Source organism: Streptomyces sp. DSM 118878 (assembly GCF_052936595.1).
On the sequence record NZ_CP193622.1, the window covers coordinates 45852 to 58740 of the forward strand.

The window sequence follows — 12889 nt, forward strand, 5'->3', positions numbered from 1 at the left end:
TCATCTACCGCTGGTCTTTTCCGGCGTCGATCAGGCTCTGCGGCCGCATGTCAGTCCAGTTGTCCTCGATGTAGTCGAGGCAGGCCTGCCTGGTGCCCGGCGGGTGGACCACCTGCCACCCGTCGGGCACCTCTACGAAGGAGGGCCACAACGAGTGCTGGGACTCGTCGTTGCGCAGCACCAAGAACGTGCCATCGGTGTCCTCGAAGGGGTTCGTCATGACGTCAGACCTCCTGGTCGGGTGAGTTGTCGGCGGTGATGTCCCGGAGCCTGGCGGCGAGCACGGGCCCCATGAGCGCCAGTGGTTCCGGCTGCATGAGGCGGTCGTGCCGGGCGTCGACGCGATGCACGTCGATGCGGCCGCCGACGTAGGGCCGCCAGGTCTCGGGCGAGGGCTTGCGTTCCGGCGGGTCGATCGTCGCGTCGAACAGCAGCACGTCCCCGTGGAAGACCGAGGGGGTGTGGCCGACCGCCAGCCGGTTGTTGTTGGCGAGGATCGCGGTCATGGCAGTGAGGTGGAACTCGTCGATGTTCGCCAGCGCGTGTCCTTGGGCGCGCAGGAGGGCCATGGCCTCGGCGAACGTCGGCGGTTCGTCCCGCAGAGCGGTGACATCACATTCGATCATGTCCAGCAGACCGACGAGGATCTCGCTCTCGTCGACCTCCACGATCTTCCCGCTCCCGGCCCGTACCGGGTACGCGTCGAAGATCACCAGCAGTGCCACCCGTTCACCACGCCGTTCCAGCTCGGTGGCGACGGCGTGCGCCGCCAGACCACCGAACGACCAGCCGCTGAGGGCGTACGGACCGCGCGGTTGCGCGCGCTGGATCTCGTCGGCGTAATCGGCGGCCATCTCCTCGAGGGAGGAGGGAAGCGGCTCCGGGCGACCGAGACCGCGCGCCTGCACTCCGTAGACCGGGTGGTCCGGGCCGAGGTGCCGCAGCAGGCCGCAGTAGGACCAGCTGATCCCGCCGCCGGGGTGGACGCAGAACAGCGGTGTGCCCGGTCGTCCGGCCCGCAGGGGCAGCATCAGGGCGAACATGTCACCGCCGTCGTCGACTCCCAGGCACCCCGCCATGCCCGCCGGTGTCGGGTTCTCGAACAGGGCGCGCAGTTCCACCTGTACGCCGAAGGCGGCGCGGATCCGCACGATCAGGCGGGTGGCGAGCAGCGAGTGCCCGCCCAGGTCGAAGAAGTCGCTGTGGACCCCTACGCCCGGCACCCCCAGTACCTCGCTGAACAACTCGCAGAGCAACTGTTCCTGCGGTGTCCGCGGGGCCGGGCCGGCGCCGGTGACCACAGTGGCCTCCGGCGCGGGCAGGGCGGCCCGGTCCGTCTTTCCAGTGGGCGTCAGCGGCAGTGCGTCGAGGACCACGACCGCGGCCGGGACCATGTACGCGGGCAGCCGCTGCGCCACCCACTGCCGCAGCTCCCGCGGACGGCATCCGTCACCGGTCACGTACGCCACGAGCCGCGGGCCGCCCGGCTGGTCACGGCATGCGATCACCGCCACCCGCACGACCTCCGGGTGTTCGCTCAGCGTGTTCTCGACCTCGCCGGGCTCGATCCGGAACCCGCGGATCTTGACCTGGTCGTCCGCGCGGCCCAGGTACTCCAGGTCGTGGTCGGCGTTCCACCGCGCCAGATCGCCGGTCCGGTACATGCGGGCGCCCGCGGGCCCGAACGGGCAGGCCACGAATCGCTCCGCCGTGAGGCCGGGCCGGCCCAGGTAGCCTCGCGCCAGTCCGGCGCCGGCCAGGTACAGCTCACCCGTCACACCCGCGGGCACCGGGCGAAGCCCGGCGTCCAGCACATACGCCCGCGTGTTGGCCATGGGCCTGCCGACCGGTACGACCGCCGGCACCTGACGCGGTACGCGCATCGGACGGCAGGTGGCGAACGTCGTGGTCTCCGTCGGACCGTAGACGTGGACCACGGTGGTGTCCGGGCACGCGTCGAGCACGGCCCGGAACGCCGCGGGCGACGCCGTCTCGCCGCCGGTCCACACCTGCCGGACGCCGGTGAAGCACTCCGGCAGGTGCTCCGCCATCACGTTGAACAACGCCGTCGTCAGGAAAACCGCGGTGACGCCCTGTTCGGCGACCAGACGCCGCAGGGCGGCAGGGTCCGGGTCGCCGGGCGGCGCCACCACGACCCGGCCGCCGGCGAGCAGCGGCACCCACACCTCGTAGGTGAACGCGTCGAAGGCGGCCGGCGAGTGGGCCAGCACCCGTTGGTGGTCCCCGCCCCGCCAGCATGGATCGGACGCCAGCTCCACGACGTCACGATGGGTGATCGCGATGCCCTTGGGCGTTCCGGTGGAGCCGGACGTGTACATCACGTAGGCGAGCTGGTCCGGATCGCACGGCAGGCCAGGATCGGCTGCGGCGCCCTGCGACTCCACTTCCACGACGGCGAGTGCCGTGCCTGCCGCCAGCGGATGAGCCCGTCCGGCCTCGTCGGCGAGCAACACCGAGGCACCGGTCTCGGCGGTGATCAGTTCCATCCGCGACAGCGGGTAGCGGGGGTCCAGCGGCACGTACGCCCCGCCCGCTTTGATCACCGCCAGCATCGCGACCACGAGGTCGGCCGACCGTTCGACCAGCAGCGCCACCGCGCTCTCCGCGCCGACTCCGAGGCCGAGGAGCCGCTGCGCCAGCCGGTTGGACCGCGAGTCCAGCTCGGCGTAGGTGAGCGTCACGCTGTCGCAGACGACGGCCACCTCGTTCGGCCCCGTTTCGACGCGGGCCCGGAACAAGGAGGTCAACGTGTCGGCCGGGACGGGCGCCTCGGTGGCGTTGCGCTCGACGAGCAGGCGGGTGCGCTCCTCGGGCGCGAGCACGTCGGCCTGGTCGACGGGGGTGTCCGGTGCGGTGACGAAGGCCTCCAGCAGCCGTACCCACCGGGCGAACATGTCCTCGACGGTGCTCGCGTCGTAGAGGTCCCGCGCGTACTCGATCATTCCCTCCAGGCCGTCCGGGGCGCCGGTGGGATCGCGGCGTTCGGACAGGCGGATCGTCAGGTCGAACTTCGCGGTGCCGGTCGGCACTGCCACGAAGGTGGTGGCGGTGCCGGCGAGTTCGAAGCCGGCCTCCGGGGTGTTCTGCAGGGCCAGCATGATCTGGAACAGGGGGTGGTGGGCCAGTGACCGGGCAGGGTTGAGCCGTTCCACCAGGTATTCGAACGGCACGTCCTGGTGGTCGTAGGCGGTCAGTGCCCGCTCCCGTACCTGGCCGACCAGCTCGGTGAAGGTGGGATGGCCGGATGTGTCGGTGCGCAGGACAAGCATGTTGACGAAGAACCCGACCAGGCCGTCCAGGGCGTGGTCGGTGCGGCCGGCGATCGGTGACCCGATGGGGATGTCGTGGCCGCCGCCGAGCCGGGTGAGTAACGCCGCCAGTCCTGCCTGGAGCACCATGAACAGGCTGGCGCCGTTCGCCCGGGCCAGGTAGTGCAGTCCCTGGTGCAGGACGGGGTCGATCCGCACCGGCAGGTGCCCGCCCCGGTGGGACGACACCGCGGGCCGCGGCCGGTCGGTCGGCAGTTCCAGCCGCTCGGGCAGTCCGGCCAGCTGTCCGGTCCAGTAGTTCATCTGGGCAGCGAACAGGCTGTCCGCGTCGGTATGGTCGCCCAGGAGCTGGTGCTGCCACAGCGTGTAGTCGGCGTACTGCACGGGCAGGGGTGCCCAGTCCGGTGCCTCGCCCCTGCGGCGCGCGGCGTAGGCGGTCGCCAGATCGCGCGACAACGGTCCGCAGGACCAAGCGTCACCGGCGATGTGGTGCATGACGATCAGCAGTACCTGGTCGTCGGGTGCGACCACGAAGAGTTCCGCCCGTACCGGGATCTCGGTGGCCAGGGCGAACGGCCTGCGCGCGACCGCGCCGAGCGCCTCGGTCAGTTCACCCGGGGTGGTCCTGGTGACGCCGAGATCCCGGCGCGCCGTTTCGGGCTCCAGGATCCGCTGGTACGCCACCCCGTCGTGCTCGGGGAAGACGGTGCGCAAGCTTTCGTGACGGGCGAGCACGTCGTCCAGCGCGGCTCGCAGCGCCGCGCGGTCGACGACCCCGCGCAGCCGCAACGCCAGCGGGATGTTGTAGGAGGCGCCGGGGTCCTCCATCTGGTGCAGGAACCAGAAACGTCGCTGGGCGAACGACAACGGCAGCCGTTCCGGGCGCTCCTGCCGGATCAGGGCCGGCCGCGCGTCGTCGGCACCCGCCAGACACTCCGCCATGCCGGCCGGTGTCGGGTTCTCGAACAGGGCGCGCAGCTCCACTTCCGCCCCGAATGTGACGCGGATGCGCGCGATGAGCCTCGTGGCGAGCAGCGAATGGCCGCCCAGGTCGAAGAAGTCGTCGTCCGCGCCGACCCCGGGCACGCCGAGTACCTCGGCGAAGAGGCCGCCGAGCAGTTCCTCCTGTGGGGTGCCAGGTGCCCGGGCTGTGCGGGAGACGGCGTACTCGGGTGCCGGCAGCGCGGCGTGGTCCAGCTTCCCGTTGGGGGTCAGCGGCAGTGCGTCCAGCACCACGACCGCGCCGGGAACCATGTGCGCCGGCACCTGGCCGCGCAACCACTCGCGCGCGTCTGTGGCGAGCGCGCCGGCGTCCCGGGCGCCGGTCGGGTCGTTCGTCCAGGTGGACAACGGCTTCTGCCGGTCGGCGGCAGGGCGGTACAGGTCCGTCGGAGCGTTCGCCCCGGTCGGCGGCGCGTCGGCGAACACCACGTCCAGGGTCTCGGAGGAGGCCGTCGACCAGGTGATGCCGACCCAGTATCCGCATTCCTCCCCCAGCTCCCGCAGGGCTTCCGGGTCGGGTGCCTCCGTGGTGACTTCCCACGATGCCGGTTCGGGGGCGGCCGGCTCGGGCAGCGCGTCCCCCGCCAGCACCGCGTGAGTCGTCGTGAGGTCACCGGCGATCCTGGCGTTCGGCACTCCGGTCACCCTCATGACCGGCGGCTGCTCGCTCCTGAGGCGGTCCCGCAGCGCGTCGAGGTCCGCGGCCTGCATACCCCACCGGAGCCGCGGTGCCTCTGCCAACGACAGTACGGAGACGGGGCGTTTACGCAGGACCACGTCGTAGCGGTAGCGGGTCAGTTCGTTGTGGAAGCGGCCGTGCCTGATCCGGATGTCGACGGCGCCGATCTCATCGTTGACGGCTTGCAGTGCCGGGAAGAACTCTGGATGCACCAGCAGTTCCTCCTCGGCCCTGAGGGCCTGGTCCACCGACCGGCGCACCGCTTCGGGGCCGGTGCCACCGTGGCCGCGGTGCACCTGTGCGGCCGTCACCAGCGGCCGCAGCAGCGCGGCGTTGCGTACGTCTCCGACGAACAGCGATCCGCCGGGGGCCAGCAGGTCCAGCGCCTGGTCAAGTACCCGCGCGAGGTAGTCGGCGCTCGGGAAGTACTGCACCACCGAGTTCAGGATCACCGTGTCGAACCAGCCGGCCGGCAGCCCCTCGACGTCGTCGGCGGCCTGGGTGCGCACCTCCACGCGCCCCGTCAGCTCGCAGTCGCGCCGGACCGCCGTGTCCAGCATGCGGATCGCGGCGTCGGAGAAGTCGGTGGCCCAGTAGCTCTCGCAGTGCGGTGCCAGCCGGGACAGGAGCAGACCTGATCCGGCGCCGATCTCCAGTACCCGGCGCGGGCCGAGCGACCTGACCCGTTCGACGGTCGTGTCCCGCCATTCCCGCATCTGCCGCAAGGGGATCGGCAGACCCGAGTAGCTGCTGTTCCAGCCGCTGAAGTCGTCTCCGAACTCCGCGTCGGACGCGGAGTACAGCTCGTCGTAGATCTGCTGCCACTCGCCGATCTGCGCCCGCTCCGCCTTCCGGTCACGTCGGCCGGCGGAGCGGTCGGGCACGACGTAGGCGATCAGTCGAGGGTCGCCGTCATGGTCCTGGCGGACGGTCACCGCCGCTTGGGCCACTGCCGGGTGCTTCACGAGCGTGGCCTCGATCTCGCCCGGTTCGATCCGGAACCCGCGGATCTTGACCTGGTCGTCGGTCCGGCCGAGATACTCCAGATCACCACCGCTGTTCCACCGGACGAGGTCACCGGTCCGGTACATCCGCGAACCAGCGGGCCCGAACGGACACGCCACGAACCGCTCCCCCGTCAGACCCGGACGCCGCAAGTACCCCCGGGCCAGCCCCTCACCCGCCACATACAACTCCCCCACCACACCATCCGGCACCGGACACAGACCACCGTCCAGCACGAACACCCGCGTGTTCACGATCGGCCGTCCGATCGGCGCCACACCAGCCTTGAGCCCCCCGCTCATCGTCACGCAGACCGTCGACTCCGTCGGACCATAGGCATTGACCAACCGCCGGCCACCGGACCACACCGACACCACCTCGGACGAACACGCCTCCCCGCCCACGACCAACGTCGTCAGACCCGGCCAGCAAGCCCCCTCCGGCAACACCGACAGAACCGACGGCGGCAGCAGAGCATGCGTCACCCCCTGCTCACGCACCAGACGAATCAAAGGAAGGCCGGGCACGAGCTGATCACCAGGAGCCACGACCAAGGCACCACCCGACAGCAAAGCCATGACCACCTCCCAGAACGAGGCATCAAAGCTCGGCGACGCGAACTGCAAAACCCGACTGCACTCATCCAGAGCAAGACGATCGGTCTGCGCCGCCACCAGACTCGCGATACCCGCATGCGTGACGACCACAGCCTTCGGCCTTCCGGTGGACCCCGACGTGTAGATCAGATACGCCGGATGCCGCACAACCAGCGGGGCCAGACGATCGGTATCCGTCAGATCGGTGCCGGCGAACCCGGCCAGCGCAGCATCCTCAAGGTCGCCGGCGGTCAGTACCAGCGCCGGCCGCGCATCGGCAAGCATGAACTCGATCCGCCCGGCGGGATAGTCCGGATCCAGCGGCAGATACCCGGCACCGGCCTTGACCACCGCCAGGATCGCGACGACCAGATCGACCGACCTCGGCAACGACAACGCCACGAACTGCTCGGGACCAACACCCCGCGCGATGAGCAGACGCGCCAACCGGTTCGCCCTCCCATTCAACTCCGCATAGGCCAGGGTGGTCGTGCCGGAGACCACCGCGACGGCGTCGGGGTGAGCGGCCGTCTGTGCCTCGAACATCGCGGGCAGCGTGGCCGGCGGGACGGGGAACGCGGTGGCATTGCGGCCGCCGAGCGACCGCGTGCGCTCCTGCGACGTGAGCAGGTCCAGCCGGCTGATCGGCGCGTGCGGGTCGGCGACCGCGGCTTCGAGCAGCCGCACCAGTCGCGCGAACATGTCCTCCACGGTGGCCGTGTCGAACAGATCGCTCGCGTACTCGATCATCCCTCCCAGTCCGGCGGGTTCGTTCCGCCCGTCGTGCAGCTCCCAGAAGTGGAAGGACAGGTCGAACTTCGAGGTGCCGGTGGGCGCGGGTACGAGTTCGGCTTCGAGTCCGGGCAGCTCGAAACCGGCCAGTGGGGTGTTCTGCAGGGCCAGCGTAATTTGGAACAGCGGCTGGTGGGACAGCGACCTGCCCGGGTTGAGCACCTCCACCAGGTACTCGAACGGCACGTCCTGGTGGTCGTACGCGGCCAGCGCGGTCTCCCGGACCCGGCCGACCAGTTCCGTGAAACCGGGGTGCCCGGAGGTGTCCGTCCGCAGCACCAACGTGTTCACGAAGAACCCGACCAGATCATCCATGGCCTGATCCGTCCGGCCCGCGATCGGCGAACCGATGGGAATGTCCGTGCCCGCACCCAGCCGCGTCAGCAACGCGGCCAGCCCCGCCTGAAGGACCATGAACAGACTCGCCCCCTCGGCACGCGCCAGCCGGCGCAGCCGCTGGTGCAGCTCAGGTTCCAGGCGGACCGGCAGGCGCTCCCCTCGATGGGACGCGAGCGCCGGACGCGGCCGGTCGGCGGGGAGCGCCACCTGCTCCGGCAGCCCCGCCAGCGCCCGGGTCCAGTAGGCGAGCTGCGTCGCGAACAGGCTGTCCGGATCCGACTGGTCTCCCAGCAGCTCGTGCTGCCACAGCGTGTAGTCCACGTACTGCACCGGCAGCGGCGGCCAGGTCGGCGCACGCCCCTCGCGGCGGGCCGTGTACGCGGCCGCCAGGTCCTTCGCCAGCGGGCCGAAGGACCAGCCGTCTCCCGCGATGTGGTGCATCACGAGCAGCAGTACCTGGTCATCCGGTGCCAGCGTGAACAGTTCCGCGCGCACCGGCAGCTCGGTGGCCAGGTTGAACGCACGGCGTCCCTTCGCGGCCAGCAGCCCTGGCAGCTCCGCGGTGGTGGTCGGTGTGACGCGCAGCTCCGCACGTGCGGCCTCCGGATCGAGGATCCGTTGGAAGGCCACGCCGTCCCGGTCCGGAAACGTCGTGCGCAGGCTTTCGTGCCGCTCGACCACATCGCCCAGCGCCGCGTGCAGTGCCCCGCGGTCCAGGACTCCGCGCAACCGCAGGGCCAACGGGATGTTGTACGTGGCATTGGGGCCGTTCATGGCTTCCAGGAACCACAGGCGACGCTGCGCGAACGACAGCGGCACCTGCCTCGGCCGCTCCCCCCGGGTGAGCGGCAGCCGGGCTCGGTCCGCTCGCGCCAGGCACCCGGCCGCGCCCGCGGGTGTCGGGCACTCGAAGAGTGAGCGCAGATCGATCTCGGCATCGAAGGTCGCGCGGATCCTGGCGATCAGGCGGGTGGCCAGGAGTGAGTGCCCGCCCAGCTCGAAGAAGTCGTCGTCGATGCCGACCGCGGGTACCCCCAGTACCTCGCCGAACAACTCCGTCAGCACCTGTTCCTGCGGTGTCCGCGGGGCGCGGCGGCCTGTCGTCCTGCCCGAGTCCGGCGCCGGCAAGGCGGACTTGTCGAGTTTCCCGTTGGAGGTCGTCGGCAATGTGTCCAGCACGATCGTCGCGGCAGGAACCATGTACGGCGGGACCCGCTCGCGCATCCACTCCCGCAGCCCGCTGATCAGTGTGCCGGTGTCCCGGGAACGGGCCGGGTCGTTCGTCCACGAGGACAGCGGCTCCTGCCCGGAGCCGGTCGGCCGGTACACGCCCGAGGGCACCGCGTCCGTAACCAGCTCACGGGCGGCGAAGACGATGTCCAGCGCGTCCGGAGCGGTGGTCGACCAAGTGACCCCGGTCCAGTAGCCGTGTCGCTCTCCCAGCGCCCGGAGGGCCTCCGGGCCGGTTTCCGACGCCGCCGGGGCGAGCTCGGCGGCCGTCAGTCGGTCGAGGATCTCCGGCAGCGCGCCACCGGATTCGAACGCGCGGGTGAGGGTCATGTCGTCGCTCAGCCGGGTGTTGGGCACACCGGTCAGCCGCATGACAGGGTGCCGTGCGCTCTCCAGGCACCGCGTCAGTGCGGTGAGGCCGGAGATCTGCCGGCCCCATGCGAGCCGGGGTGCCTCGTCCAGTGGCAGCACGGCCGCCGGACGCTTGTGCAGGACGACGTCGTAGCGGTAGCGGGTCAGTTCGTTGTGGAAGCGGCCTCGTTTGACCTGGATGTCCACCGCGTCGACCGCGCCGTACGTGGCATGCAGTGCGGGGAAGAACTCCGGGGCCACCAGCAGTTCCTCCTCGGTCCGCATGGCCTGCTCGACAGCCCGGCGCACCGCCTCCGGATCAGCCGACCCGTGCGCCCGGTGCAACTGGACCATGGTGGCCAGCGGCCGCAGCAGCGACGCGTTGCGGACGTCTCCCACGAACAGAGCGCCCCCGGGTGCCAGCAGGTCCAGCGCCTGGGTCAGCACCTGCGTCAGGTAGGCGGCGCTCGGAAAGTACTGCACCACCGAGTTCAGGATCACCGTGTCGAACCAGCCGGCCGGCAGCCCCTCGACGTCGTCGGCTGCCTGGGTGCGCAGCACCACCCGCCCGGCCAGCTCGGGCCGGCTCTCGAGCGCGGCGGCGAGGCTGCTGATCGCCGGAGCGGAGAAATCGGTGGCCCAGTAGCTCTCGCAGCCGGACGCCAGCTCGGACAGCAGCAGACCCGTGCCGGCCCCGATCTCCAGCACCCGCCGCGGCCGCAACGAAGCGATGCGGTCCACGGCCTGATCACGCCATTCCCGCATCTGCGCCGCCGGGATCAACTCACCGGTGTAGCTGCTGATCCACCGGCTGAAGTCGTCGAAGGCCGGGGCGTCCGACGCGGCGTGCAGGGACTCGTACATCTGCCGCCACTCGTCGACCCTGCCGCGTGCCGCCTGTTCGTCCCCGACCGCGCCGGTGCCGGCGGGGACCACGTAGGCGACGAGCCGCGCGCCGTCCGCGTGGTCGCAGCGGGCGACGACCGCGGCTCGGGCCACGTCCGGGTGCTCGGTGAGCGCGGCCTCGATCTCACCGGGCTCGATCCGGAAGCCACGGATCTTCACCTGGTCGTCGGTCCGGCGCAGATACTCCAGCTCACCGTCGGCATTCCACCGGACCAGGTCACCGGTCCGGTACATGCGTGCGCCGGCGGGCCCGAACGGACATGCCACGAACCGCTCCGCCGTCGTGCCGGGCCGGCCCAGGTAGCCGCGGGCCAACCCGGGGCCCGCGAGGTGGAGTTCGCCGGGCACGCCGTCCGGAACCGGACGCAGAGCATCGTCCAGCACGAACACCCGAGTGTTCGCGATCGGCCGTCCGATGGGCGGCACTCCGGCGCGCAGCGGCTCACTCATCGTGGCACAGACGGTCGCCTCGGTCGGACCGTACACGTTGATCATCCGTGGGCCGTCCGCCCAGGCGGCCACGAGGTCCGGCGGGCACGCCTCGCCGGCCACGGCCAAGGTCGTCACCGAGGGCAGCGCATCGGCCGGCAGTACCGCGAGTGCCGATGGCGGCAGCTTCACGTGGGTCACCCGCTGCTGTTCGACCAGTGTGCGCAAGGGCGTCCCGGGCATCAGCTCGTCCGTCGGTGCGACGACCAGCGCGGCCCCGGACATCAGCGCCATGCACACGTCCGAGACGGAGGCGTCGAAGCTGGGCGAGGCAAACTGCAGCACACGGCTGTGCTCGTCGACGGAGAGCCGTTCGATCTGCGCCGTGGCGAGCCCCGCGAGGCCCATGTGGGTGACGACCACGGCCTTGGGCGCGCCGGTCGAGCCAGACGTGTAGATCACGTACGCGGGGTGGTGCGGGACGAGCGGGGTCACACGTTCCGCGTCGGTCGGGTCGGTGTCCGCGAACCCGGCCGACAGGGCGTCCCGCACATCGTCGGCGTTCAGCACCGCGGCGGGCCGAGCGTCGGCGAGCATGAACTCGATGCGCGCCGACGGGTAGTGCGGATCCACCGCCAGATAGGCCGCGCCGGCCTTGACCACCGCGAGCATCGCCACGATCAGTTCCGTGGACCGGGGCAGCGACAGCGCCACGACCTGCTCGGGACCGGTCCCCCGCTCGATGAGCGAGTGCGCCAGCCGATTCGCCCGCGCGTTCAGCTCCGCATAGGTCGTGGTCGTGTCGCCGCAGACGACGGCGATCGCGTCCGGTGTCGCCGCGGCCTGGGCCTCGAAGAGGCCGCCCAGGCAGACCGGGGGAATCGGTGCCTCGGTGGCATTGCGCTCGACGAGCAAGGCCGTGCGCTCCTCGGGTGTGAGCACGTCGATGCGGTCGATCGGGGTGTCCGGGTCGGCCGCCACCGCCCTGAGCAACCGGATCCACCGCGCGAACAGCGTCTCGACCGCTCCGGGGTCGAACAGATCAGTGGCGTACTCGATGATTCCTTCCAGCCCGTCGGGCGTGCCGTTCACGCCACGACGTTCAGCCAGGCGGATCGACAGGTCGAACCTCGAGGTGCCGGTGGGCGCCGGTACGAGTTCGGCTTCGAGTCCCGGCAGCTCGAAACCGGCCGCCGGCGTGTTCTGCAGGGCCAAGGTGATCTGGAACAGCGGGTGGTGGGACAGCGACCTGGCCGGGTTGAGCACCTCGACCAGATGCTCGAACGGCACGTCCTGATGGTCGTACGCGGCCAGCGCCGTGGTGCGCACCCGCCCGACCAGCTCACGAAAACCCGGACGGCCCGAGGTGTCGGTGCGCAGTACCAGGGTGTTGACGAAGAACCCGACCAGATCGTTCAGTGCCTCGTCGGTGCGGCCGGCGATCGGCGAACCGATGGGAATGTCCGTGCCCGCGCCGAGACGCGTCAGCAGCGCGGCCAGGCCGGCCTGGAGGACCATGAACAGGCTCGCCCCGTTGGCGTGCGCCATATCGGCGAGGCGTCGGCGCAGGTCCTCGTCCAGCCGGACCAGCAGGTGGCCACCGCGGTAGGTCGCCACCGCGGGACGTGGCCGGTCCGTCGGCAGTCCGACCTGCTCGGGCAGTCCCGTGAGGGCGTCGGTCCAGTAGGCGAGCTGCGTCGCGAACAGGCTCTCCGGGTCGGACGGATCACCCAGCAACTCGTGCTGCCACAGCGTGTAGTCCACATACTGCACCGGCAACGGATCCCACCGCGGAGCACGGCCCTCCCGACGAGCCGCGTACGCCGCCGCCAAGTCCCGGGACAACGGCCCCAGCGACCACCCGTCACCAGCGATGTGATGCACCACGACCAACAACACATGCTCATCCGGCGCCAGCACGAACAACTCCGCCCGCACCGGCAGTCCCGCGACCAGATCGAAAGGCTGCCGCGCCGCCGCGGCAAGCCCCTGCGCCAGCTCCTCACCCGTGACACCGGTGATACCCAGCACCGGACGCGCCGCCGCCGGCCCCAACACCTCCTGGTACGCCACCCCGTCCCGCTCCGGGAAGACCGTACGCAGACTCTCGTGCCGCCCCACCACATCACCCAGGGCGGCCCGCAACGCCGCCCGGTCCAGGTCCCCCTTCAACCGCAACGCCAGCGGAATGTTGTACGTGGCGCCGGGACCCTCCATCTGCTGCAAGAACCACAGCCGGCGCTGCGCGAACGACAACGGGATCATGTGCC

Annotated in this window: 2 protein-coding genes; both read right to left on the reverse strand. The window is 70.8% G+C overall.

All coding sequences use genetic code 11. The annotated features are described in order from the left end of the window. Positions 1 to 4: 4 nt before the first annotated feature. Entirely contained in the window at positions 5 to 220 is a 216-nt protein-coding gene (locus tag ACRAKF_RS00215; protein WP_447034613.1) for an MbtH family protein, read from the reverse strand. Positions 221 to 224: 4 nt separating this feature from the next. Continuing rightward, entirely contained in the window at positions 225 to 12884 is a 12660-nt protein-coding gene (locus ACRAKF_RS00220; RefSeq protein ID WP_447034614.1) for an amino acid adenylation domain-containing protein, read from the reverse strand. Positions 12885 to 12889: the final 5 nt, after the last annotated feature.